Source organism: Achromobacter aegrifaciens, from assembly GCF_902859965.1.
Lineage (GTDB): Bacteria > Pseudomonadota > Gammaproteobacteria > Burkholderiales > Burkholderiaceae_B > Achromobacter > Achromobacter aegrifaciens.
The window spans coordinates 783,935-806,422 of record NZ_CADIKO010000002.1; the positions used below are offsets into that span (position 1 = coordinate 783,935).

Annotated in this window: 23 protein-coding genes; 10 read left to right on the forward strand and 13 right to left on the reverse strand. The window is 66.1% G+C overall.

Annotated features, from left to right (window positions below):
* The first annotated feature begins 103 nt into the window (after positions 1–103).
* The 4 genes from ugpB to HV793_RS14810 all read left to right on the forward strand — a co-directional run bounded on the left by ugpB (position 104) and on the right by HV793_RS14810 (position 4,509).
* Positions 104–1,417, forward strand: a complete 1,314-nt coding sequence (gene ugpB / locus HV793_RS14795) for a sn-glycerol-3-phosphate ABC transporter substrate-binding protein UgpB (RefSeq protein WP_054454152.1) — start codon at positions 104–106, stop codon at positions 1,415–1,417.
* Between the two features lie 198 nt (positions 1,418–1,615).
* Positions 1,616–2,497 carry a sn-glycerol-3-phosphate ABC transporter permease UgpA gene (gene ugpA / locus HV793_RS14800; protein ID WP_054454150.1) on the forward strand — a complete coding sequence of 294 codons (882 nt, stop codon included), beginning with the start codon at positions 1,616–1,618 and terminating at the stop codon, positions 2,495–2,497.
* A 21-nt stretch (positions 2,498–2,518) separates the two neighbouring features.
* Positions 2,519–3,370, forward strand: a complete 852-nt coding sequence (ugpE, locus tag HV793_RS14805) for a sn-glycerol-3-phosphate ABC transporter permease UgpE (protein WP_013393954.1) — start codon at positions 2,519–2,521, stop codon at positions 3,368–3,370.
* Between the two features lie 50 nt (positions 3,371–3,420).
* On the forward strand, positions 3,421–4,509 hold the full coding sequence (locus tag HV793_RS14810) for a sn-glycerol-3-phosphate import ATP-binding protein UgpC (RefSeq protein ID WP_054454148.1): 1,089 nt from the start codon (positions 3,421–3,423) through the stop codon (positions 4,507–4,509).
* An 82-nt stretch (positions 4,510–4,591) separates the two neighbouring features.
* On the opposite strand, the gene HV793_RS14815 is transcribed toward HV793_RS14810, so the two are convergent.
* The 5 genes from HV793_RS14815 to HV793_RS14835 form a co-directional block, all read right to left on the reverse strand.
* Positions 4,592–5,479, reverse strand: coding sequence for a MipA/OmpV family protein (locus tag HV793_RS14815; protein WP_175213441.1), 888 nt, complete (start codon positions 5,477–5,479; stop codon positions 4,592–4,594).
* 60 nt (positions 5,480–5,539) lie between these two features.
* A complete protein-coding gene (locus tag HV793_RS14820) occupies positions 5,540–6,634 on the reverse strand; it encodes a serine hydrolase domain-containing protein (RefSeq protein ID WP_175180998.1) in 1,095 nt (364 codons plus the stop codon).
* A gap of 149 nt (positions 6,635–6,783) precedes the next feature.
* Positions 6,784–8,076, reverse strand: a complete 1,293-nt coding sequence (locus tag HV793_RS14825) for an ATP-binding protein (protein ID WP_175213442.1) — start codon at positions 8,074–8,076, stop codon at positions 6,784–6,786.
* Complete coding sequence (locus HV793_RS14830; protein ID WP_082400978.1) at positions 8,069–8,770, reverse strand: response regulator; 702 nt, start codon at positions 8,768–8,770, stop codon at positions 8,069–8,071. The genes HV793_RS14825 and HV793_RS14830 overlap by 8 nt, the downstream gene beginning before the upstream one ends.
* 207 nt (positions 8,771–8,977) lie before the next feature.
* Positions 8,978–10,105, reverse strand: a complete 1,128-nt coding sequence (locus HV793_RS14835) for a branched-chain amino acid ABC transporter substrate-binding protein (protein WP_054454141.1) — start codon at positions 10,103–10,105, stop codon at positions 8,978–8,980.
* 316 nt (positions 10,106–10,421) lie between these two features.
* Here HV793_RS14835 and HV793_RS14840 point away from each other — a divergent pair, with 316 nt between their 5' ends.
* Positions 10,422–11,027 (forward strand): RBBP9/YdeN family alpha/beta hydrolase, encoded by a 606-nt coding sequence (locus HV793_RS14840; RefSeq protein WP_054454834.1) that lies wholly within the window; start codon positions 10,422–10,424, stop codon positions 11,025–11,027.
* A gap of 65 nt (positions 11,028–11,092) precedes the next feature.
* On the opposite strand, the gene HV793_RS14845 is transcribed toward HV793_RS14840, so the two are convergent.
* From HV793_RS14845 to HV793_RS14860, 4 genes are all read right to left on the reverse strand, one after another.
* Positions 11,093–11,593: a Dps family protein gene (locus HV793_RS14845; RefSeq protein WP_054454138.1), complete on the reverse strand. Its 501-nt coding sequence runs from the start codon at positions 11,591–11,593 to the stop codon at positions 11,093–11,095.
* A 151-nt stretch (positions 11,594–11,744) separates the two neighbouring features.
* Positions 11,745–12,695, reverse strand: coding sequence for a LysR substrate-binding domain-containing protein (locus HV793_RS14850; RefSeq protein ID WP_054454135.1), 951 nt, complete (start codon positions 12,693–12,695; stop codon positions 11,745–11,747).
* 80 nt (positions 12,696–12,775) lie between these two features.
* Entirely contained in the window at positions 12,776–14,866 is a 2,091-nt protein-coding gene (gene recG, locus HV793_RS14855) for an ATP-dependent DNA helicase RecG (RefSeq protein WP_054454134.1), read from the reverse strand.
* A gap of 39 nt (positions 14,867–14,905) precedes the next feature.
* Positions 14,906–15,292 carry a Rid family detoxifying hydrolase gene (locus HV793_RS14860; protein WP_013393965.1) on the reverse strand — a complete coding sequence of 129 codons (387 nt, stop codon included), beginning with the start codon at positions 15,290–15,292 and terminating at the stop codon, positions 14,906–14,908.
* Between the two features lie 195 nt (positions 15,293–15,487).
* On the opposite strand from HV793_RS14860, the gene HV793_RS14865 reads away from it, so the two are divergent.
* Together HV793_RS14865 and HV793_RS14870 are read left to right on the forward strand one after the other, a co-directional pair.
* Complete coding sequence (locus HV793_RS14865; RefSeq protein ID WP_125471830.1) at positions 15,488–15,655, forward strand: YhfG family protein; 168 nt, start codon at positions 15,488–15,490, stop codon at positions 15,653–15,655.
* 149 nt (positions 15,656–15,804) lie between these two features.
* Positions 15,805–16,254 (forward strand): Fic/DOC family protein, encoded by a 450-nt coding sequence (locus HV793_RS14870; RefSeq protein WP_280528343.1) that lies wholly within the window; start codon positions 15,805–15,807, stop codon positions 16,252–16,254.
* On the opposite strand, the gene HV793_RS14875 is transcribed toward HV793_RS14870, so the two are convergent.
* On the reverse strand, positions 16,251–17,165 hold the full coding sequence (locus HV793_RS14875; RefSeq protein ID WP_175213443.1) for a LysR family transcriptional regulator: 915 nt from the start codon (positions 17,163–17,165) through the stop codon (positions 16,251–16,253). The two genes, HV793_RS14870 and HV793_RS14875, sit on opposite strands and share 4 nt — an antisense overlap.
* Positions 17,166–17,264: 99 nt before the next feature.
* On the opposite strand from HV793_RS14875, the gene HV793_RS14880 reads away from it, so the two are divergent.
* The 3 genes from HV793_RS14880 to HV793_RS14890 are packed head-to-tail and all read left to right on the forward strand — an operon-like array spanning position 17,265 to position 20,000.
* Positions 17,265–18,623, forward strand: a complete 1,359-nt coding sequence (locus HV793_RS14880) for an acyclic terpene utilization AtuA family protein (protein ID WP_175213444.1) — start codon at positions 17,265–17,267, stop codon at positions 18,621–18,623.
* Positions 18,620–19,003, forward strand: coding sequence for an AtuA-related protein (locus HV793_RS14885; RefSeq protein ID WP_054454127.1), 384 nt, complete (start codon positions 18,620–18,622; stop codon positions 19,001–19,003). Before HV793_RS14880 ends, HV793_RS14885 begins: the two co-directional genes overlap by 4 nt.
* Positions 19,004–19,037: 34 nt before the next feature.
* The gene (locus HV793_RS14890; protein ID WP_054454126.1) at positions 19,038–20,000 is read left to right on the forward strand and encodes a Bug family tripartite tricarboxylate transporter substrate binding protein; all 963 of its coding nucleotides are present in this window, start codon (positions 19,038–19,040) and stop codon (positions 19,998–20,000) included.
* A 29-nt stretch (positions 20,001–20,029) separates the two neighbouring features.
* Here HV793_RS14890 and HV793_RS14895 read toward each other — a convergent pair whose 3' ends face one another.
* From HV793_RS14895 to HV793_RS14905, 3 genes are all read right to left on the reverse strand, one after another.
* The gene (locus HV793_RS14895; RefSeq protein ID WP_054454832.1) at positions 20,030–20,860 is read right to left on the reverse strand and encodes an IclR family transcriptional regulator; all 831 of its coding nucleotides are present in this window, start codon (positions 20,858–20,860) and stop codon (positions 20,030–20,032) included.
* 101 nt (positions 20,861–20,961) lie between these two features.
* Positions 20,962–21,681 carry an SDR family NAD(P)-dependent oxidoreductase gene (locus HV793_RS14900; RefSeq protein WP_175213445.1) on the reverse strand — a complete coding sequence of 240 codons (720 nt, stop codon included), beginning with the start codon at positions 21,679–21,681 and terminating at the stop codon, positions 20,962–20,964.
* Positions 21,682–21,691: 10 nt separating this feature from the next.
* Positions 21,692–22,483, reverse strand: a complete 792-nt coding sequence (locus HV793_RS14905; RefSeq protein WP_119451582.1) for an SDR family oxidoreductase — start codon at positions 22,481–22,483, stop codon at positions 21,692–21,694.
* Positions 22,484–22,488 lie beyond the last annotated feature (5 nt).

The following is a 22,488-nucleotide window of genomic DNA, read 5'->3' on the forward strand; positions in this document are numbered from 1 at the left end:
GTGATGTGAAAGTCACGGTTTTGTCACAAACAATTCATAAGGTGTCGTGTTTTCTGCGCCCGGACAACCCGGTCGCGTCACGCCCAACTGGAGGAACCTCTCTATGCGATCCCACCGTATTGCCTTAACCTTTGCCGCCATCATGACGGCTTTTGCAGGCGCCTCCGCGCATGCCGCCACCGAGATCCAATTCTGGCACTCGATGGAAGGCGCGCTGGGCGATCGCGTGAACGGCCTGGTCGACGAATTCAACAAAAAGAACCCCGACTACCAAGTCAAGGCAGTCTACAAGGGCAACTACGGTGAATCCATGAACGCCGGCATCGCCGCGTTCCGCGCCGGCAACGCCCCGGACATCCTCCAGGTGTTCGAAGTCGGCACCGCCACCATGATGTACGCCAAGGGCGCCATCAAGCCGGTGCAGCAGATGTCGGAAGAAGTCGGCAACCCGATCGATCCGAAGGAATTCATCGGCGCCGTGGCCGGCTACTACTCGTCGGCCGACGGCAAGCTGGTGTCGATGCCCTTCAACAGCTCGACCGTGGTGTTCTACTACAACAAGGACGCCTTCAAGAAGGCCGGCCTGGACGCCGACAAGCCGCCCAAGACCTGGGAAGAGCTGGCCGCCGCCGGCCAGAAGCTGAAGGCCGCAGGTCAGGAATGCGGCTACACCACCTCCTGGCCGTCGTGGGTCCAGCTGGAAACGTTCTCGGCCTGGCATAACGTGCCGTACGCCACCAAGGACAACGGTTTCGGCGGCCTGGACGCCCGCATCGCCATCAACACCCCGCTGCACGTGCGCCACCTGGAAAACCTGGCCAAGCTGGGCAAGGAAGGCATCTTCATGTACGGCGGCCGCGGCGACGAGCCGAACTCGCTGTTCATCAGCGGCAAGTGCGCCATGATCACCGGTTCGTCCGGCCTGCGCGCCAACATCGCCAAGAACGCCAAGTTCGAATTCGGCACCTCGACCCTGCCCTACTACGCCGACGTGCAAGGCGCGCCGCAGAACACTATCATCGGCGGCGCTTCGCTGTGGGTCTTCGCCAACAAGAAGCCGGAAACCTACAAGGGCGTGACCGCGTTCTTCAAGTTCCTGGCCAGCCCGGAAATCGCCGCCCGCTGGCACCAGCAGACCGGCTACGTGCCCGTCACCAAGGCTGCCTACGAGCTGACCAAGAAGGACGGCTTCTACGACAAGAACCCGGGCACCGAAGTCGGCGTCAAGCAGCTGAACGTCGAAACCACCGCGCAATCGCGCGGCCTGCGCCTGGGCTTCCTGCCGCAGATCCGTGAAATCGAAGACGCCGAAATCGAACGCGTCGTTTCGGGCAAGGTCAGCGCCAAGGACGGCGCCGACAACATCGTCAAGCGCGGCAACGAGCTGCTGGAAAAGTTCGAGAAGAGTGTAAAGTAACGCCCTTCCGCGATACCGGCCCGGTCCTGTCAATCGGTATTTTCCATGCCGTGACAAGGACTTGGGCTGTTTTGCGCCAGGCAGTACAAGGCTTAAGGCCCTGCGGTTTTTAGGGCTTTAAGCCTCTCGTATTTTACGAAGGCGGTTTCAGGCGGCGGTTACTCCAACCGCCGCTTTTCTGTACCTTGGGTTCCCCCTATGGAAAAACGCGTTGTATTCGGGCACAAGACCTTGCCCTATCTGCTGCTCCTGCCGCAGATCATCATTACCGTGGTCTTCTTCTTCCTGCCGGCCGGCCAGGCCATGTGGCAATCGCTGCGGCTGGAAGATGCATTCGGACTGTCCTCCGAGTTCGTCGGACTGGACAACTTCATGGACCTGTTTTCGCAACAGGCCTACCTGGATTCCTTCCGCGTCACCGCCGTATTCTCGATCCTCGTGGCAGTGGTCGGTTTGGGCGTGTCCTTGCTGCTGGCCGTCATGGCAGATCGCGTCATCCGCGGCGCCGGCCTCTACAAGACGCTGCTGATCTGGCCCTACGCCGTGGCGCCCGCCGTGGTCGGCGTGCTGTGGCTGTTCCTGTTTTCGCCTTCCGTCGGCATCCTGGCCGTGGCCCTGCGCCATGCCGGCGTCGACTGGAACCCGCGCCTGGACGGCAACCAGGCCATGACCCTGGTGCTGATCGCCGCCGTGTGGAAGCAGGTGTCGTACAACTTCCTGTTCTTCCTGGCCGGCCTGCAATCGATTCCGCGCTCGCTCATCGAAGCCGCCGCGATCGACGGCGCAAGCCCGTCGCGCCGCTTCTGGAGCATCGTGTTCCCGTTGCTCTCGCCCACCACGTTCTTCCTGCTGGTGGTCAACATCATCTACGCCTTCTTCGACACCTTTGCCGTGGTGGACACGACCACGCAGGGCGGTCCGGGCACGTCGACCTCCATCCTGGTCTACAAGGTGTACAGCGACGGCTTCCGCGGCCTGGACCTCGGTTCGTCCGCGGCGCAGTCGGTGGTGCTGATGTTCATTGTGATTGCCTTGACGGTCGTGCAGTTCCGCTACGTCGACCGCAAAGTGCAGTATTGATTTTGTCCGAGGCTATAAACAATGGTTGAACGCCGTCCCTGGCTGGATATTCTGGCCCACGTCATTCTGCTCTGCGGCGTGGCGATGGTGGCATTTCCGCTCTACGTCACTTTCGTCGCGTCCACCCAGACCGCGCAGGAAGTGGCGTCCGCGCCGATGTCCCTCATCCCCGGCAAGCATTTCGTCGACAACTACATGCAGGCGCTGTTCGGCGGCTCTTCCGGCGGTTCGTCGGGCGCGCCCGTGGGCCGCATGATGTACGTCAGCCTGATCATGGCGCTGGCGATTTCCATCGGCAAGATCGCCATCTCGCTGCTGTCGGCTTTCGCGGTGGTGTATTTCCGCTTCCCCGGCCGCATGTTCTTCTTCTGGATGATCTTCGTCACCCTGATGTTGCCGGTCGAAGTCCGTATCGCGCCCACCTACAAGGTGGTGGCCGACCTCGGCCTGCTCAACAGCTACGCCGGGTTGACCTTGCCGCTGATCGCCTCGGCAACCGCCACCTTCCTGTTCCGCCAGTTCTTCCTGACGGTGCCGGACGAGCTGATCGAGGCCGCGCGCATCGACGGCGCGGGTCCGGTGCGCTTCTTCCGCGACGTGCTGCTGCCCTTGTCCAAGACCAGCATCGCCGCGCTGTTCGTGATCCAGTTCATCTACGGCTGGAACCAATACCTGTGGCCGCTGCTCGTGACCACGCAGGAAGACATGTACCCCGTCGTCATCGGCATCAAGCGGATGATCAGCGGCGGCGACAGCGTGACCGAATGGAACATCACCATGGCCACCGCCATGCTTGCGATGATCCCGCCCGCGCTGGTCGTCATCCTGATGCAGAAATGGTTCGTCAAGGGTCTGGTCGACACTGAAAAGTGACGGTCACCCGCCCTCGCCCACCCGAACACGACTCCGAACACGAATAACTCATGGCTACTCTCAGCTTTCGCAACGTCAAGAAAACCTATGCCGGCAATGTGCCGGTCATCCATGGCATCGACATGGACGTCAAGGACGGTGAATTCATCGTCATCGTCGGCCCCTCGGGCTGCGGCAAATCCACGCTGATGCGCATGGTCGCCGGCCTGGAAACCGTCACCGGCGGCGAAATCGTCATCGACGACAAGGTCGTAAACAACCTGGAACCCGCCGAGCGCGACATTGCGATGGTGTTCCAGAACTACGCGCTCTACCCGCACATGACCGTGTTCGAGAACATGGCCTACGGCTTGAAGATCCGCAAGTTCTCCAAGGACGAGATCAAGAAGCGCGTGGACGCGGCCGCGCAGATCCTGGAACTCGGTCACCTGCTGGACCGCCGCCCGCGCGCCCTGTCCGGCGGCCAGCGCCAGCGCGTGGCCATGGGCCGCGCCATCGTGCGCGAACCCAAGGTGTTCCTGTTCGACGAACCGCTGTCGAACCTGGACGCCAAGCTGCGCGTGGCGATGCGCCTGGAAATCATGAAGCTGCATCGCCGCCTGGGCACCACCAGCCTGTACGTGACCCACGACCAGGTCGAGGCCATGACGCTGGCCCACCGCATGATCGTCATGTACCAGGGCGTGCCCGAGCAGATCGGCACGCCGATGGAAGTGTTCGAAAAGCCCGCCTCGACCTTCGTCGCCGGCTTCATCGGTTCGCCGCCGATGAACCTGATGGAAGTCAACGTCGCGGGCGACGGCACGGTGCAGACGCTGGACGGCATCGCGCTGGACATCTCGCCGCTGCAGGTGCCCTCGCAAGTGCGCGGCCGCAAGATCATCATGGGCATGCGTCCCGAGCACATGCTGCTGAACACCCAGGGCGTGCCGGCCGAAGTCGAAATGGTCGAAACGCTGGGTTCCGAACAGCTGGTCCACAGCCGCTGCGGCAAGAACATGCTGGTCGTGCGTTGCACCACGCGCCAGCTGTCCGAGTCGTCGGCCAAGGTCGGCGACCGCGTCAGCCTGGGCCCGGACGGCCGCCATCCGCTGCACTGGTTCGAGGCCGACAGCGGCCGCCGCGTGCAAGGCCTGTAAAGCCATCGCTGGACGGAAGCGGCGGCTGCGCCCGCCCGCTTCCGTCTCACCCGCTCCCGGCCGGGAACGGGCTTCCCCCCGATCAATACGTGTACGTCATCATGGTGCCGATGGTGTACTGCGCACGATCCCGCACGATGGGACTGTCCGCCGCGTCGCCGTACAGGCGCCGCGCTTCCGCCGACGTGGTCCACGACCAGGACTTGGAGAGCGGCACGGCCCAGGTCGCGCCCAGACCCACGCTTTCCAGACCGCCCTTGGGCGTGTACTTGCGATAGCCGGACTTTGCCGACTGGTTGCCGCTGACGCCATACCAGGTGCGCATGTAATTGCCGTCGCCGAAAGTGCCGGACAGCGCCAGCGAAATCGCCCCGGCGCTACCCTCGTACACGGTGGTGCTGGCTCCCAGGTTGAACATGGTGTAAGCGCTGCCTACGTCGCGGTTGTCGCCCTTCTTGAATGCATGCGCCACCGTTGCCGACAGGGTCACTGGGCCTATCGTCGTTTCAGCGTCCATACCGATCTGCGCGCGGCTTTCGATGTCGCCCATGCCGCGCAGCTTGTCCGAGCCCTGGAACCCCTTCTTGTGGTCCTTGCGCGAAGCGCTGGGCGCAAGATAAAAGCGGAACGTGCTGTCCAGGGCCTGGGTTTCCCAGCCCAGGCCGTGGTCGGTGCTGAGGAAGAAGCCACCGGGGCTGCGCACGCCCAGGCCGATGATCGGCACGGCGGAATACTCGTCGCTGCCGCTGTAGCGCGGCGCGTAGCCCGCGCCCAGCGTGCCGTAGAACAGCCATTCGTCGGCCGGCCCCTCCCCCGTCGCCACCGTCAACCCGCGCGAGCTGGCCCCGCGCTGGCCGTAGACGGAACTGTTCGCAGCGTCATCGGCCAGGGACAGTCCCGGGACTAAAGCCAGCAGGCAAGCAGCGCCGGCGCCGCGCGTAAGCAGGGTGGAACGGATTTTTCGCTTCATAACAGCTTCCAAGAAACGAGGTTGAGGGGGGTAAAACCGTGGAGCCGGGAACGGTCCCATCTATTGGGTGATTGCGCCCTGCTTGGCCTGGCGCATCAGCGCCATCGCCATCGTCGACACCGAGGCCACCAAGGACTCGCTGGTGTCGGAATTGCTCATGACCAGCACCGCCAGCTTGTCGCGCGGCGCCAGCACCAGACGCGAATGGAAGGCTTCAGTGGCGCCGCTATGCAGGCGCAATGGCGTGCCGGCGATATCGTCGCCACAGGGCGCAGCCAGCCAGGACAAGGCCAGGCGGCATTCCAGCGCCAACCCGCCTTCCACCGTTTCCATGTCGAGCACGGCGCGGGCCGAGTCGGCATTCAGCACGCGTCGGCCTTGGTAAAGACCGTCGGCAAAAAGCATGCTGGAGAAGCGCGCCATCTCCGAAGTGCTGAGCCAAAGGCCGTCGGCCGCTTCGTTGGGCTGAGGCGCTTCGGTCCAGGGAGCGCCGCGACGGTAGCCCGAGGCGCGCAGTTCGAGCATGCGCGGATCGGGATGGAACCCGGCGCGCGGCATGTTCAGCGGCTGCAGGATGGTGCGGCGCACGTAGGTGTCGAACGGTTCGCTCGCCACATGCGCAACCATGTCTCCCAGCAGGGCGTAGGCCATGTCAGCGCGCGCGCGTCCCATGGTGTCTTCCAACGATCCGGGGTGCACGGCCAGCAGATTGCGGGCGGTGAAGGGATGCGTGCCCAGCCATTGCATGGCGCCGCGGCGCGGCTGGATGTCCCAATCGGGCAGCGCCTGCGAGGCCGGCTGGTCCAGCGCCAGACGCCCGTCGTCGGCGGCGCGCAGCACGCCCGCGGCCGTGACGATCTTGGTGATGGTCCCTACGCGGTACAGCGTGTCGCTGGTGGCGCTGCGGTGGCGCAGCGGGTCCGCGTAACCGAAGCCCGTGCTCCACACCAGGCGCTGGTCGTCGACGATTGCGATCGACAGGCCCGGCACGTCGGAAGCGTCCATGTCATAGGGGATGCGCTGGGCCAGGTAGCCCACCACCGCCTTGTAGTCGCCCTGGGCGATCGGCGGCGGCGCGTCGGGAGGAACGCCCTGGCAACCGCCCGCGGCGACCAGCAACATACCTACGGCAACCAGGCGGCTGAGGGAAAACATGGCTAGCGGCAAGACCTCTGAAGAGAACTGCCGTCATGCTATCCAGGCGCCTGCCCGCGATCTTTCCCGCTTTGTATGGAGTTTGTGAAGATTGCGGCGGCGGATTGTGAAGTTTGTTTACGTTGTGCCGCGCCGCACCCCGCCAGGCTTCAGGCGGTCTTCCAGGCAACCACGAAACGCGCGCCGCCCAAGGGGCTGTCGCTTGCCTGCACGGTCCCGTTGTGCCAGCGAGCCACCCGGCTCACGATGGCCAGGCCCAACCCCACCCCACCCGTCCCGCGGTCGCGGCTTTCGTCCAGGCGGATGAAAGGTTCGAAGATCCGCTCGCGGTCGGCAGGCGGGATGCCGGGGCCGTCGTCGTCCACGATCAGCACGTACTCGCGCGCGCCCGGGCTGATCAAGCTGACCTGGACCTGCCGGCCGGCATGCCGGATGGCGTTCTGCAGCAGGTTGAGCAAGGCGCGCGTCATGTAGCGCTGGTGCAAGTGCACCTCGGGCACCTGGCACAGTGCCACTTCGCAGCGCACGCCCGACACGCCGGCCTCGAAGCCGGCATGCTGCACCACCGAATCCAGCCAGCCGCGCGCGTCCTGCGGCTGCAGCGCCACGCCGTCGCCCTTGTGTTCCAGGCGCGCGTACATCAGCAATTCCGAGGCCATGGCGTCCAGTTCGGCCACGTCGCTCTTCATTTCCTCGACCAGGCGCTTGCGTGCGGCCGGGTCGTCCTCGCGGTCCATCATGTCCAGTTCGAACGACAGGCGCGCGATCGGCGTGCGCAGCTCGTGCGACACGGCATTGGTCAGGTCGCGCTGGTTGCCCACCAGCGCGCTGATGCGGTCTGACATCTGGTTGAAGGTGTCGCCCAGGTTGCGGATGCTGGAATGGCGCGACAGGCGCGCCCGGGCTTGCAGGTCGCCCTGGCCCATGCGCAGGGCGGCGGTCTTCAGGGCCTCCAGGTCGCGCCAGATGGGCAGCGCCCACACCAGCATGAAGGCGCACAGCAACAGGCCCAGGGCGGAATACACGGCAGCCATCAGCCAGGGGCCGATGTCCGGCTCGGGCGGCAGCTTGACCTCCAGCCATTGCCTGCCCGGACCGGGAATCGCCGCCACAAAGGTCTGCTGCTTGTCGCGCACGAAGAAGCTGCCGGACTCCACCATGGCGCGCTCGTCCTTGGTGGCGCCGTAGCTTTCGGCGTCGACCACCTTGAGCGCCAGGCCGTAGTACGGCGCCAGCGCGTCGCGCACGTGCGCCTCGCGCTCGGATGGCGGCACGCGGCTCAGTTCCTGCACCAGGCTGTGGATCTGGCCCCGCACCGCTTCGCGCGCGTAGGCGTCGCTGACGGGTTCGAAGAAGTAGTTGGCGGATCGGTCCACGACTTCGTTGGAAATGACGAAGCCCACCGCCAGCACCACGAACAGCCGCAGGACAAACTTAAGCATCACCGCCCTCGTGCGCCTTGGGCGAGAACAGATAGCCCTTGCCCCACACGGTCTTGATGCGCGCCGGATCGCGCGGGTCGTCATCCAGCTTGCGCCGCAGCTTGCTGACGCAGACGTCGACGCTGCGGTCCAGTCCGTTGAATTCGATGCCGCGCACCGCATTGAGCAAGTCGTCGCGGGTCAGCACCTGGCCGGCCTGGCTGGCCAGCGCCCAGAGCATCTCGAACTCCATTGTGGTCAGGTCCACTTCGGAACCGGCATGCACCACGGCGCGCGTACGCCGGTCTATGACCAGCGGACCGAACTCCAGGCGCTCCGGCGGCTCGTCCAGCTGGCTGTGCCGGCGCAGCAGCGCCCGCACCCGCGCCAGCAGCACGCGCGGCTCCACAGGCTTGATGACGTAGTCGTCCGCGCCCGACTCCAGGCCCAGGATCTGGTCCAGGTCGTCCTCGCGGGCCGTCAGCATAAGGATGGGGGCTGATGAAAACGCGCGCAGATCACGGCAGACCTGCAGGCCGTCACGGCCGGGCAGCATCAGGTCCAGGATGGTAATGGCCGGGTCATGCCTGCGGAATGCCTCCACCGCGTGATCGCCGCGGTAGGCCTGGGCAACATGGAAACCGTGCTGCTCCAGGAACTGCGCGATCAGGCGCGATAGTTTCGGATCGTCTTCGACTAACAAGGCCTTGGTCATGGTGTCCAGACAGAAAAAGTGAGGTCGATGGCGCCGCATTCTACGCAAATGCGGCGGGCGCGCGTTCGACCGGAACGCGCCGAGCCGGTTCCCGGGCCGTCGGAAGAACAAAAAAACCGGGCCGGAAGACTGTCGCTTCCGGCCCGGTTTCCTGCGGAACCGCCAGGGGGTCCGCCGGTCTCGCGGGCCGGCGGCCCGCGCCTGGACTTACTTGTAGACGGTCTTGGAACCGTCCTTGTGCCAGGTGAACACGTCGAACTGGAAGTTCGTCAGGTCACCCTGCTTGTTCCAGGACACCTTGCCGATCGGCGTATCGAAGGAATTGGCGTGCAGGTACTTGGCGACCTTGGTCGGGTCGTCGCTGCCAGCGCCCTTGATGCCGTCCGCGATGACCTGGGTGGCCGTGTAGGCGGTCATCTGGAAGGCGCCGCTGGCGTTGCGCTTCTTGGCTTCGAAGGCCTTGACGATGTCGGCGTTGGCGGCGTTCTGGGTGAAGTCGGCCGGCAGCGTCAACAGCATGCCTTCGACGGCGTCGCCGGCGATGGCGTTGATGTCGGGGTTGCCCGTGCCTTCCGGGCCCATCCACTTGGCCTTCACGCCCTGTTCGGCCGCCTGGCGCAGCAGCAGGCCCATTTCAGGGTGGTAGCCGCCGTAATAGACGAAGTCCACGCCCTGGCTCTTCAGCTTGGTGATGACGGCCGAGTAGTCGCTGTCGCCGGCGTTGATGCCTTCGAACACGGCGACGGCCACGCCGCCCTTCTCCAGGTCGTTCTTGACCGCGGTGGCGATGCCCTGGCCGTAGGACTGCTTGTCATGCAGCACGGCGACCTTCTTGGGCTTGATCTTGTCCAGGATGAACTTGGCGGCGGCAGGACCTTGCTGGTCGTCGCGGCCGATGGTGCGGAAGATGAACTCGTAGTTCTTGCCGTCGGTCAGGGCCGGCGACGTGGCGGACGGCGTGACCATGACCACGCCTTCATTGTTGTAGACGTCGGCGGCGGCGATGGTGGCGCCCGAGCAGACGTGGCCCACGACGAAACCGATCTTGCTGTTGACCACGCGGTTGGCGGCGACCGGGCCTTGCTTGGGTTCGCAGCCGTCGTCGATCACGACGGTTTCCAGCTTCTTGCCGTTGATGCCGCCGGCGGCGTTGATGCGCTCGACTGCGGTATCGACCCCTTCACGGACCATATCGCCATACTGCGTGACCGCGCCGGTGGTGGGGCCGACAACGCCGATCTTGATGGTTTGCGCTTGCGCTCCCGAGGCAAACGCCAGACCGGCTGCGACGCCCAGCGCTGCAATGACCGGGGTCAGACGAAATACTGGCTTCATGTGTGGACTCCTCTAATGATTTGTAATCGTTAGTTTTTTGCACCGGGTCGGACGCCGGATCATCTCCAGGCCAAGCATGCCTGCTGGACTGCCCTTTGCAGGGGTTTCGGCCCTGGTCACGCCCGGTTGCATTGCGATTGCACGGCAAGCATACACTGAAAAATTGCCCTTCTCAGGCCAGTTTTCGACCACTTTGATACCCGTCCGATTATTGCGCTGCGGCATTGTTCGGGGTGCGCCCTTATGCCCGCTGGCGTATATGCAAAAGACGATTTATTCGTTTGCGTTACTAAGGCCGCGCGGCATCATGGCCGCCATGAGACTCCAACCGATCATCGTCCCCGGATGGAAAAACTCCGGACCGCAACACTGGCAATCGCGCTGGATGGCCCTGCTGCCGCATGCGCGCCGCGTCGAGCAACGCGACTGGGAACATCCGGCTCCCGGCGAATGGATCGCGGCGCTGGCGACCGAGGTGAACGAGGCCCGCAGCCCCGTGCTCCTGATCGCGCACAGCCTGGGTTGCCTGATCAGCGCCGCCCTGCCGGTGCCGCTGCGCGCCAAGGTCGCGGGCGCGCTGCTGGTGGCGCCTGCCGACGTGGAACGCGAAAACGCTCCCGCCTGTTTGAGAAGCTTCGGACCTGTGCCACGGCATTCCCTGCCCTTCCAAAGCGTGGTGGTGGCGAGCGACGACGATCCCTATTGCCAGCTGGAACGCGCCCGCGCGTTTGCGCGCGATTGGGGCAGCCGGCTGGTGGTCGTGCCGGGCGCTGGCCACATCAACGCCGAGAGCGGCCTGGACGACTGGCCGCAGGGCCTGAAGCTCCTGGGCGCGCTGCGCCGGCGCGCGGTGTGGCGGGTGACGCCGCCGCCCGAGCGGATCGCGCCCATACCGGCACGGCCGCTGTCGCATCAGGCCTGACTCATTTCCGATGCTGAAAAAAACGGAGCCGCGAGGCTCCGTTTTTCATGTGGCGTCGGCCGCTATCACTGCAGCAGGCTGCGCAGCATCCAGGCATTCTTTTCGTGCACGTCCAGGCGCTGCGTCAGCAGGTCGGCCGTGGGCTGGTCGTTGGCGGCATCGGCCTTCTCGAAAGCGGCGCGCGCCGTCTTGGCGACGGATTCGTTGGCGGTCACCAGCAGGCGCACCATTTCCAGGGCTTCCGGCACCGAGTCCGGCTCGGCGATGGAGGACAGCTTGCTGAATTCGCGGTAGGTGCCCGGCGCGTAGTGGCCCAGCGCGCGGATGCGCTCGGCGATGCTGTCCAGCGCGTTCCACTCTTCCGTGTACTGGGTCATGAACATCAGGTGCAGCGTGTTGAACATCGGCCCCGTGACGTTCCAGTGGAAATTGTGCGTCATCAGGTACAGCGTGTACGAGTCGGCCAGCAGCTTGGACAGTTCGCCGGCGACTGCGGCGCGGTCCTTGTCCGAGATACCGATGTTGATGCGCGGAACGCTGGAGGTCTTCTTGGGGGACTTGGCCATTGCTAGCTCCTAGGGATGAATGTGCGAAACAAGGATAACACTGCAAATACGGCGAAATGCCGCAATATCCGCCGCTTTTATCAATCAGTCCTGCGACCTTTTGACGCGGCGCAAACCGCGCGCGCGAAGCCGCCTGAAAGCGGCCCGGGAATCAATCCTGCACTGCCGCGACCTCGTCGGTCAGCATCTTCACGCCGGGCAGCTCGCAGGCATAGACCGCTTGCGCCAGCGCCTCGATGGCGGCCAGCCGCGGGAAACTGCGGCGCCAGGCCAACACCACGCGGCGCTCCGGCACGTGGCCGTCAAATGGCAGATAGCGCAGCAGGCTGTTGGAAGGCGGCTGCTCCGGCACCGCGGTCACGGGCAGCACGGTCACGCCGATGCCGGCCGCGACCATGTGGCGGATGGTCTCGAGCGAGGAGCCTTCGAAGGTGCGCTGGATGCCGTCGCTGGCCGCCGAAAAGCGCGACAGCTCGGGACAGACTTCGAGCACCTGATCGCGGAAGCAGTGGCCGCTGCCCAGCAGCAGCATGGTCTGCTGCTTCAGGTCCTGCGCGTCGATCGCCTGGCGCCGGGCGAGCTCGTGGTCATTGGGCACGGCCACCACAAAGGGCTCGTCGTACAAGGGTTGCATGACCAGGCCGGCCTCCGGCAGCGGCAAAGCCATGATGGCGCAATCGATCTCGCCCTGGCGCAGCAGCTCGACCAGGCGCACCGTGAAATTCTCCTGCAGCAGCAGCGGCATCTGCGGGGTGCGGCGGATCTGCTCCGGCACCAGCCGCGGCAACAGGTACGGACCTATGGTGTGGATGACCCCGACGCGCAAGGGGCCGGCCAACGGGTCGTGCCCCTGACGCGCGATCTCCTTGATGCTGGCGCTTTCTTCCAGCACCTTCTGCGCCTGCGCCACGATGCGCTGGCCGATGGGGGTGACGCCGACCTCGGCGCCGCCACGCTCGAACAGCGTCACGCCCAATTCGTCCTCGAGCTTGCGTATCGCTACCGAGAGCGTGGGCTGGCTGACGAAACAGGCCTCGGCCGCCCGGCCGAAATGCCGTTCGCGCGCAACGGCGACGATGTACTTGAGTTCGGTGAGAGTCATGGTGGACTACGCCCCCGGGGGTTATGCCCCAGCCTTGCGGCTGGCGCTTGCTAGATTAAGGTTGGCGACTGGCTGCATGGTCAGGTGCGCAGGAAATCCTCGCGCCCGCGCATCCAGCGCGCCAGGTGCGCCTCGACCGCGGCCGGATGTTCGGCGCGCAGCCAGACCGCGGCATCGCGCGCGTCTTCGGCAATGGCCGCGTCCGTTTCCAGGTCGGCGAAGCGCAGCAGCGCCATGCCGGACTGGCGCGTACCCAGGAACTCTCCCGGACCGCGCTGTTCCAGGTCACGGCGGGCGATTTCAAAACCGTCCGAGGTCTCGAACATGGCCCGCAGCCGTTCGCGCGCCACTTGCGACAGCGGCGTCTGATAGAGCAGCACGCAGACCGATTCGGCGGTGCCGCGCCCTACCCGGCCGCGCAGCTGATGCAGCTGCGCCAGGCCGAAACGCTCGGCGTGTTCGATCACCATGAGCGAGGCGTTCGGCACGTCCACGCCCACTTCGATCACGGTGGTGGCAACCAACAGGTCGACTTCGCCATCGCGGAAGGCCTGCATCACGGCGGCCTTTTCCGCTTGCGGCAGCCGGCCGTGCACCAGCCCGATGCGCAGGTCCGGCAGGTCGACCCGCATGCCTTCGTAGGTGTCCACGGCGGTCTGGAGTTCCAGGGCCTCGCTTTCCTCGACCAGCGGACAGACCCAGTAGGCCTGCTGCCCGCCGCGCGCGGCCTGGGCAATGTGGGCGATGACTTCCTCGCGCCTTGCGTCCGACACCAGCTTGGTCAGCACGGGACTGCGCCCCGGCGGCAGCTCGTCGATGACGGACACGTCCAGATCGGCGAAGAAGGTCATGGCCAGCGTGCGCGGGATCGGCGTCGCGCTCATGTTGAGCTGGTGCGGCACGTTGCGCCCGCGCACGGTTTCGCCCTTGCGCGTAAGCGCCAGGCGCTGTCCGACGCCGAAGCGGTGCTGCTCGTCCACGATGGACAAGCCCAGGCGGTGGAATTCGACGTGATCCTGGATCAGCGCCTGCGTGCCCACGACCAACTGCACGCTGCCGTCAGCGGCGGCGGCCGCCGCTTCACGGCGCGCCTTGGCGGACAGGCTGCCGCTCAGCCAGGCCACATTCACGCCCAATGGCTGCAGCCACGACACCAGTTTGCGGAAGTGTTGCTCGGCCAGAATTTCGGTGGGCGCCATCAGCGCCACCTGCGCGCCGCTGGCGATGGCCTGGGCGGCGGCGATGGCCGCCACGACCGTCTTGCCGCTGCCCACATCGCCCTGCAACAAGCGATGCATGGGATACGGCTTGGCCAGATCGGCGGAGATTTCCTGAACCACGCGCTCCTGCGCGCCAGTCAGTTTGAACGGCAAGGTTTCGTACAGCCTGGCGACCAGGCCGCCGGCCTCGTTGCGCACGGGCAGCGACTCGGCTTCCTTTATCCGGCGCGCGGCCCGCGCGGCCGCCAGCGACAATTGCTGCGCGAGCAGTTCATCGAACTTGATGCGCCGCCAGGCGGGATGCACGCGGTCCAGCAAGGCCTGCTCGGACTCGCCCTGCGCAGGCGTATGCAGCGCGCGGATGGCTGGCTCGAACGGCGGCAGGTCATAGCGCGCCCGCGCCTCGTCGGGCAAGGTGTCGGACAGGTCGGCGCGGTCCAGCGCCTGCGCGATGGCGCGGCGCAACGTCAGTTGCGGCAGCCCTTCGGTGCTGGGATAGACCGGCGTGAGCGCCGTGGGCAGCGGCGCATCGGCATTGGTCATGCGCGGATGCACCATCTCGCGCCCGAACAGGCCGCCGCGGACCTCGCCGCGCGCACGCAGGCGCTTGCCCACGGTGACTTGCTTCTGCTGGCTGGGGTAGAAGTTCAGCCAGCGCAATTGCAGTTCGCCGCTGTCGTCCGCCAGCGTGGCGGTCAGCTGGCGCCGGGGCCGGTAGAGGACCTCGGATTTGGTGATCTCGCCCTCGACCTGCCCGGCAAAACCGGGCCGCAGGGCGCTGATCGGCATGATGCGGGTTTCGTCCTCGTAGCGCAGCGGCAGGTGCAGCACGAAGTCCTCGGGCAGCACCAGACCCAGGTTACGGAGCTTGCGCTCCGTATCCGTCATTGCACGGCCGGCGCCTTTGTTGTCGGCGCCGGGTCGCTTGGAAGCCGCGGCTGCGGCCGGCATGAAGAAACGAACCCCTGGATTGAAAAGTCCGGACGGGCCTTACAGGACCAGGATGGCTTCGACCTCGAACTGCGCGCCCTTGGGCAGGCTGGCCACGCCGATGGTCGAGCGCGCCGGGAACGGCTGGGGAATGATCTCGGCCATGATGGCGTTGGCGGCCGTGAACTTGCCCAGGTCGGTCAGGAACAGTGTCAGCTTGACCACATTGTCCAACGTGCCGCCGGCAGCCTTGATGACTTCCTGCATGTTGGCGAAAGCCTGACGCACCTGCGCATCGAAGTTCTCGGAGACCAGATCGCCAGTGCCCGGCTCCAGGCCGATCTGGCCCGAGAGGTAGACAGTCTTGGTGCCGCTTACGGCAACCGCTTGCGAGTAAGGGCCTACCGCGGCGGGCGCGGTGTCGGTATGGATGATTTGCTTGCTCATGGGCGGAATCCTTCGAAAGTCGGATAGAAACTACAACTATCGAAGTTTATCCAGCAATAGACATTTGCGAAAGTGGCTGGATGCCGTAGGATGGGCGCACGACGGAATATAAGGGCTTCCCGCAATGCTGAGCCGGCCAAGTCCTATGTGCGCTTCGGTGTATACCTCCGCAGCTTCTCAAATGAGGCGTTTCCCTTGAAAAACACCAGCCTCCAAGCCAAGTTGGATTATTGGGCAAAGGTGCGCCGCTCCAACTACGCAGCTAGCCTGCGCCTCGAAGGTTACCCAGCCACGCCCGCCCACGCGCAGCGCGAACTGCCCTCCCGCGAAGCCGTGTTGCGCGCCTATCGCAAGCCTGCCTGACATTGGACAAGTATGGCGCTGGACAGGATCCGTACTGCTACCCAGGCAGTCTCACGCTGCGCAACTGACTGAACATCTGGGACGATGCGCTGCTCGCGCAGGCTGAGCAAGAGCTTTCCGAGATCGCCGCCAGCCAGATCGACTTTTCCCTGCCTCCCTACGACCTCGCGTACCTGAAGCGACTCCATCGCACGCTCTTTCAGGATCTCGACGACTGGGCGGGCGAGGTGCGCACCGTCGATATCTCAAAAGGCGGCACGCGCTTCTGCAATACAAGCAGGATCGAACCCGAGGCCGACAAGATTTTCGCGGCCCTGGCGCGGGCCAACTGGTTCAAGGAGCTGCCGCGCTCCGCGCTGATCGCCGAGGCAGCCGTCGCCTACGGCGACTTGAACATGATCCACCCCTTCCGTGAAGGCAACGGGCGCGCTCAACGTCTCCTGTTCGAACACCTCATCATCAATGCCGGCTACGAGATCAGTTGGTGGTCAGTGGAGCAACGGGAATGGGTCGACGCCAACGTCGCCGCCGTGATCTGCGACTACGCGCCGCTGGAGGCGGTGTTCCAACGCTGCGTCGGCCAGCCGATAGCCGGCTAATCCAAACCAGGCAATCCCGGGCTATCGATATCCCCCCGATGCTCCCGCAGCAGGTCATACAACGCCTGCGCTGCGACCGATAGCGTGCGGCCCTTGCGCCGCACCAGGTAGAGCGGACGGGTCAGGGCCTTGCCGGCAAGCGGCACGATGCGCAGGTCGGCGCCGCCGAAATGGAACAGCGTCATCGCCGGCACCACCGAGATGCCCAGCCCCGCGCGCACCAACCCCGTTGCCGTGGCCAGGTGCTCGACCTCGAACACCGGCGCCGGTGCGTCGGCCCCCAAGGCCGCGTCCAGATGCTTGCGCACGCTGCTGCCGCGCGCAAGCTGGATCATGGGATAGCGCAGGATGTCGCGCAGCCGGGCGCGGCCCGCCCCTGCCAGCGGATGATCGGCGCGACAAACCAGAAAATAACGGTCCGCATGCAGGAACTCGCTGTCCAGGTCGTTCATGTCCGGCCGTCGCGAGGCCACCGCGAAATCCACCTGCCCTGCCTGCACCAGGTCCAGGCAGGGATCCAGCAGGGCATCGCGCAGGTCCACCGTGATGCCTGGGTAGGACTCGCGAAAGCGCGCCAGCAGCCCCGGCAGCCAGCCCGCGGCAAGCGAGGGCAAAGCCGCGAGCGCCACCCGTCCGCGACGCCTGGCGGCGTGGTCGCGCAGATCCTCCATGACCAGGTCCATGTCGGCCAGCAGCCTGCGCGCCGTCGCGTCCAGCACTTGCCCCTCGACCGTCAGCTCCACATGGCGCGTGTTGCGGTCGAACAGGCGCATGCCCGCGGTGTCCTCCAGTTGGCGGATCAGGGCGCTGAAGGCCGGCTGCGTCAGGTGGCAGCGTTGGGCCGCCCGGGTGAAGTGTTTTTCGTCGGCCAGCGCCACGAACGCGCGCAATTGCCGGGCAGACAGATTCATGGCTTTTCTCTATGAATTGATCCGATCTTTCTATTTTACTGATCAGCCGAGCGTGCCTATAGTGGGCCTCAGACACCTAGACCCCTGCCCTGATTCCGTATGTCCCTAGCCCCCCTCCACATAGGCTGCGCCTCCGGGTTCTCCGGCGACCGCAGCGACGGCGCCGCCGCCGTGGTGCGCACGCTGATCGCCCGCGGCGGCGGCGTGCTGATTTACGAAACGCTGGCCGAGCGCACGCTGGCGTTGGCCCAGTTGGCCCGCAACGAAGACCCGGAGCGCGGCTACGAGCCCTTGCTGGACGAACTGGTCGGCCCGGTGCTGGCCGACTGTCTGCGCCACGGGATCCGCATCGTCGGCAACTTCGGCGCGGCCAACCCTGCCGCCGCGGCCCGGCGCATTGCCGCGCTGGCCCGGCAGCAAGGCCTGCCCGCGCCGCGCATCGCAGTGGTACAGGGCGACGCGCTCTCCAGCGACGCGCAACGCGAACTGCTGCGCCAGCGCCTTGGCGGCGCGCTGGATGGGCGGGACGTGGTCAGCGCCACCGCCTACCTCGGCGCCGCCGAGATCGCAGAGGCGCTGCGGGCCGGCGCGCAGATCGTGGTCGCGGGCCGCGTGTCGGACCCATCGCTCACGCTGGGCCCGGCGCTGGCCCATTTCGGCTGGGCCATGGACGATTGGCAGCGCCTGGGCCGTGCCACCATGGCCGGCCATATGCTGGAGTGCGGCCTGCAGGTCACCGGCGGCTACTTCTGCGTGCCCGGCTTGAAGGATGTGCCAGACGTGCACGCCGCCGGCTTTCCCATCGCCGAGATCGATGCGGATGGCGAATTCGTGATCGGCAAGGCCGACGGTACCGGCGGCATGGTCGATGCGCGCACCGTCAAGGAACAACTGCTGTACGAAGTGCACGATCCCGCGCGCTACCTGACGCCGGACGTCGTCGCCGACCTGAGCCGTGCCGAGGTGGCGGAACTGGGCGGCGATCGGGTGGCGGTGCGCGGCATCACCGGCCACGCGCGTCCCGCCGAACTCAAGGTCAACGTCTGCTACCGCGGCGGCTGGCTGGCCGAAGCCGAGATCTCCTATGCCGGGGTGCAGGCCGAAGCACGCGCCCGTCTGGCCGCCGATATCGTGCGCAAGCGCCTGGACCCGGCTCTGCGCCTGCGCGCCGACCTCATCGGCGCCATCAGCATCCTGGGCGATGACGCCGGCAACATGCTGTCCGCCCTGCCCGACGGCCATGCGCGCGACGTGCGCCTGCGCGTCGCGGCCGAACACATGGACCGCAAGCTTGCCGAAAGCGTGCTGCGCGAAGTGACTGCCCTGTATACCTGCGGCCCCGCCGGCGGCGGCGGCGTGCGCACCGCGTTGCGCCCGCGCCTGAACATGCTGTCCTGCACCCTGCCGCGCGACGCCGTGCCCAGCGGCTGGACCTTCCTGGAGGAAGCCCCGCAATGAATCCGCCGCTGATCTCGGTCCCCCTGTACCGCCTGGCGCACAGCCGTTCCGGCGACAAGGGCGACATCTCCAACCTGAGCCTGATCGCCTGGGATCCGGAATGCTACGACGTGCTGGATGCACAGGTCACCGAAGCCCGCGTCGCCGACTGGTTCGCGTACCGCCGCCCCAGCCGCGTCACCCGCTACGCGCTGCCCACGCTGCATGCGATGAACTTTGTGCTTGAAGGCGTACTGGACGGCGGCGTCAACGATGCCCTCAACCTGGACACGCACGGCAAGAGCCTCTCTTTCAGATTGCTGGACATGACGGTCGAGGTCAGCCCCGCGCTGGCCAGCCGCCTGCCCGACATACCCGGCGACCGTCCCGCGGACGCCTGATTTCGATTCCTATAAAAATCCACAGGAGACACACATGCGCATTGCTTCCAAAGGCCGGCTGGCCTTGCTGCTGGCCGCCGCCCTGCCCTTGAGCGCCATGGCCCAGTTCCCCGCCAAGCCCATCACCTTCATCGTGCCGTTCGCGGCCGGCAGCGCCACCGACCAGATCGGCCGCGCCATCGGCCAGGGCGTCACCGAACAGACCGGCCAGGCCGTGGTGATCGAGAACAAGCCCGGCGCCAGCGCGATGATAGGCGCCGCGGCCGGCGCCCGCGCGGCCCCCGACGGCTACACCGTGCTGATCACCACAAACACCACGCATGCCGCCAACGAGCACCTCTACAAGACGCTGACCTACGATCCGGTCAAGGACTACGCGCCGCTGACCCTGCTGGGCAAAGGCGGCCAGATCATGGTGGTCAATCCCAATTCGCCGGCCAAGACGGTTGGCGACTTCCTGGCCCAGGCCAAGCAAGCGCCCGGCAAGCTGAGCTTCGGCAGCGGCAGCTCCAGCAGCCGCATCGCCGGCGAACTGCTGCAACAGATGGCGGGCGTGCAACTGCTGCACGTGCCATATAAGAGCAATCCGCTGGCGGTCACGGACCTGCTGGGCGGCCAGATCGACATGATGATCACCGACACCGCCACCGGCCTGCCGCAAGTCAAGTCGGGCAAGCTGCGCGCGTTGGGCGTGACCGGCCAGGCGCGCTCGCCGCTGGCGCCGGACGTACCCACCATCGCCGAGGCTGGCGTGCCAGGCTATGAAATGGGCTACTGGTTTGCCGCGTATGCGCCCGCCGGCACGCCGCCGGATGTGGTCAAGCGCTTGAACGAATTGCTGGTCAAGGCCACTTCAAGCGCGCCTGCCAAGCAGTTCTATGCGCAAACGGGCACGGACGCGGCAAGCTCCACGCCGGCAGAACTGGCGCAGTTCCAGCAAGCCGAGTCGAAGAAGTGGGGCGAGATCATCAAGAAGGCCGGCATCCAGCCCGAGTAGACCGCCCCGGGGCGGTGGCGCGCCGCCCGTCAGAGCAGATCGCTGCTCGCCAGCATCGGCGTGCCTGCAATGCGCTGGCTGATCGCACGGCAGGCCTCCAGCAGCGGCGCCACATAGGCCGCTTCCGGATCTGGTTTCTGGCGGAATCGCAGCGTGCTCACGCTGATGGCCGCCACAGGCACGCCGTTCTGCCCGAAAATCGGCGCGCCGAAGCAATAAATGCCGGCCTCGTTCTCTTCATCATCCACGGCCCAGCCGCGCTGGCGCACCTGTTCGAGCTGCCGCCGCAGCGCGGCCGTATCCTTGACGGTATTGGGCGTATGGCAGGCGAACGGCTGCGGCAGCATGTCCAGCGCGGCCTGCAGAGCCGCCTCGTCCAACATCGCCAGATACGCCTTGCCCACCGCCGTCGAGTACATGGAGACGTTGGTGCCGATGCGCGAATTCATCTGCACCACGCTGGGGCTTTCCAGCTTCTCGATGTAGACCATGTGCTGGCCGTTGGGCACGGCCAGGTGCACGGTCTCGCCGGTGACGTCACGCAACTGCTTCAGGTTCTCGACGGCCGCCAGCCGCATTTCCGAGCGGCCCCAGCTGCGGCTGGCCAGCTGGATCAGGCGCGGCCCCAGGCTCAGCTTGCCGGTGACCGGATGTTCGGCCAGCAGGCGTTCGGCCACCAGCGCGGCCACCGTACGGTACACGGTCGGCCGCGGATAGCCGCTGCGCTTGCTGAGTTCGGCCACCGTCATGGATTCCGGCGTATCGGCCACGACTTGCAGCACATGCATGAACTTCGAGAAGGCGGCTGTGCCCGCCACCTGTGCGGCGGGAGGGTTGGCGACTTGCGGCAGTTCTGGCATGGCGGAAAACGTGGCGTTGGCGGTAACGAGGCCGCCCCTGCGGCGCGGCCCCGCCATTATCCCTGCAAACGCCTGCGCGCGTACACGGTGGCGGCCAACGCTCAAGCCACGAGGTAGCCGCCGTCCACGGGCAGGATCACGCCCGTCATGAACGAGGCCGCCGGCGTGCAAAGAAACGTCACGCCCTCGGCCACGTCTTCCGGCTTGCCCCAGCGCCCCAGCGGGGTACGCTGCAGAATCGGCCCCGAACGCTCGGGGTCGTCCTGCAAGGCGCGGGTCAGCGGCGTGGCGATCCAGCCCGGCGCGACGGCGTTGACGCGGATGCCGTCCGCCGCGTAGGCCAGCGCCAGCGACTTCGTCAGCTGCGCCACCCCGCCCTTGCTCGCCGCATACGCCGGCACCAGCGCCCCGCCGAAGAAACTGAGCATGGACGCGGTGTTCACGATGCAGCCGCCGCGCCGCGCAAGCTTCTCGCGCGCGGCGCCGCATACGCGCATGGTGCCGGTCAGGTTGATCGCCAGCACCTGCTCGAACACGGCGGGATCATGCTCCGCGCCGCGGCGGATGATGCCGGCGCAGTTGACCACGATGTCCAGCTCGTCCAACCCTTGCAGCAGGCGTTCGACGTCGCCCGCGGCGCTGACGTCGCCCAGGCGCACCTCGATACCCGGCGCCAGTTCGCCGGCGTCGGATTGCAACCCGGCGGCTATGGTCCGCGCGCCCAGCGACGCCAGCCGGTTGGCAACCGCCGCCCCGATGCCTTGCGTGGCGCCAGTCACCAGCGCCGTCTTGCCTGCAAACAGATCCGCTTGATACGTCATTGCCGTCCGCTCAGAAAGTGCCGGGATAGGCGCCGCCGTCAGCCAGCACGTTCTGGCCGGTGACGTAGCCCGCATGGACGCTGCACAGGAAAGCGCAGATGGCGCCGAACTCCTCGGCGTTGCCGAAGCGTCCTGCCGGTATCGCCGCCTGGCGTTGGGCGCGCACGGCTTGCGCGTCCTGGCCGGTCTTGGCCGCGGAAGCCGCCAGCGCCGAGCTCAGCCGGTCCGTGGCGAACGCGCCGGGCAGCAGGTTGTTGATCGTGACGCCGCGCGCCGCGATGTCGCTGCGCGCCACGCCCGCCACGAAACCGGTCAGGCCGCTGCGCGCGCCGTTGGACAGACCTAGGATGTCGATCGGCGCCTTGACCGCGCTGGACGTGATGTTGACGATGCGCCCGAAGCCGCGTTCAGCCATGCCGTCCACCGTGGCCTTGATCAACTCGATCGGCGTGAGCATGTTGGCGTCGACTGCATTCAACCACTGTTCCCTGCCCCAATCGCGGAAATCCCCGGGCGGCGGCCCGCCCGCGTTCGTGACCACGATGTCGTAGTCGCGATGCGCGGCGAACACGGCCTCGCGGCCCTGCGCGGTCGTAATGTCGGCCGCCACGGCCTTGACGAAAGACTTGTCGTCCGTCCGCGCCTGCAGCAGTTGCTGCCGCGCGGTCTCGAGAGCCTCTGCCCCGCGCGCCACGATCACCACGTTGACGCCTTCGCGCACCAGGGCCAGCGCGCAGCCGTAGCCCAGGCCTTTGCTTGCGCCGCCCACCAGCGCGGTCCTGCCGGTAATGCCCAGATCCATGTCCT

Excerpts from the sequence above, each read along its gene's own strand:
- ugpB (WP_054454152.1), top strand. The coding sequence starts at position 104 with ATGCGATCCCACCGTATTGCCTTAACCTTTGCCGCCATCATGACGGCT.
- HV793_RS14830 (WP_082400978.1), bottom strand. The coding sequence starts at position 8,770 with ATGACCAAGGCCTTGTTAGTCGAAGACGATCCGAAACTATCGCGCCTG.
- HV793_RS14900 (WP_175213445.1), bottom strand. The coding sequence starts at position 21,681 with ATGACGTATCAAGCGGATCTGTTTGCAGGCAAGACGGCGCTGGTGACT.
- HV793_RS14840 (WP_054454834.1), top strand. The coding sequence starts at position 10,422 with ATGAGACTCCAACCGATCATCGTCCCCGGATGGAAAAACTCCGGACCG.
- HV793_RS14820 (WP_175180998.1), bottom strand. The coding sequence starts at position 6,634 with ATGTTTTCCCTCAGCCGCCTGGTTGCCGTAGGTATGTTGCTGGTCGCC.
- HV793_RS14810 (WP_054454148.1), top strand. The coding sequence starts at position 3,421 with ATGGCTACTCTCAGCTTTCGCAACGTCAAGAAAACCTATGCCGGCAAT.
- HV793_RS14815 (WP_175213441.1), bottom strand. The coding sequence starts at position 5,479 with ATGAAGCGAAAAATCCGTTCCACCCTGCTTACGCGCGGCGCCGGCGCT.
- HV793_RS14850 (WP_054454135.1), bottom strand. The coding sequence starts at position 12,695 with ATGACTCTCACCGAACTCAAGTACATCGTCGCCGTTGCGCGCGAACGG.
- HV793_RS14880 (WP_175213444.1), top strand. The coding sequence starts at position 17,265 with ATGTCCCTAGCCCCCCTCCACATAGGCTGCGCCTCCGGGTTCTCCGGC.
- HV793_RS14860 (WP_013393965.1), bottom strand. The coding sequence starts at position 15,292 with ATGAGCAAGCAAATCATCCATACCGACACCGCGCCCGCCGCGGTAGGC.
- HV793_RS14885 (WP_054454127.1), top strand. The coding sequence starts at position 18,620 with ATGAATCCGCCGCTGATCTCGGTCCCCCTGTACCGCCTGGCGCACAGC.
- ugpE (WP_013393954.1), top strand. The coding sequence starts at position 2,519 with ATGGTTGAACGCCGTCCCTGGCTGGATATTCTGGCCCACGTCATTCTG.
- HV793_RS14875 (WP_175213443.1), bottom strand. The coding sequence starts at position 17,165 with ATGAATCTGTCTGCCCGGCAATTGCGCGCGTTCGTGGCGCTGGCCGAC.
- HV793_RS14905 (WP_119451582.1), bottom strand. The coding sequence starts at position 22,483 with ATGGATCTGGGCATTACCGGCAGGACCGCGCTGGTGGGCGGCGCAAGC.
- HV793_RS14890 (WP_054454126.1), top strand. The coding sequence starts at position 19,038 with ATGCGCATTGCTTCCAAAGGCCGGCTGGCCTTGCTGCTGGCCGCCGCC.
- ugpA (WP_054454150.1), top strand. The coding sequence starts at position 1,616 with ATGGAAAAACGCGTTGTATTCGGGCACAAGACCTTGCCCTATCTGCTG.
- HV793_RS14835 (WP_054454141.1), bottom strand. The coding sequence starts at position 10,105 with ATGAAGCCAGTATTTCGTCTGACCCCGGTCATTGCAGCGCTGGGCGTC.
- recG (WP_054454134.1), bottom strand. The coding sequence starts at position 14,866 with ATGCCGGCCGCAGCCGCGGCTTCCAAGCGACCCGGCGCCGACAACAAA.
- HV793_RS14845 (WP_054454138.1), bottom strand. The coding sequence starts at position 11,593 with ATGGCCAAGTCCCCCAAGAAGACCTCCAGCGTTCCGCGCATCAACATC.
- HV793_RS14895 (WP_054454832.1), bottom strand. The coding sequence starts at position 20,860 with ATGCCAGAACTGCCGCAAGTCGCCAACCCTCCCGCCGCACAGGTGGCG.
- HV793_RS14825 (WP_175213442.1), bottom strand. The coding sequence starts at position 8,076 with ATGCTTAAGTTTGTCCTGCGGCTGTTCGTGGTGCTGGCGGTGGGCTTC.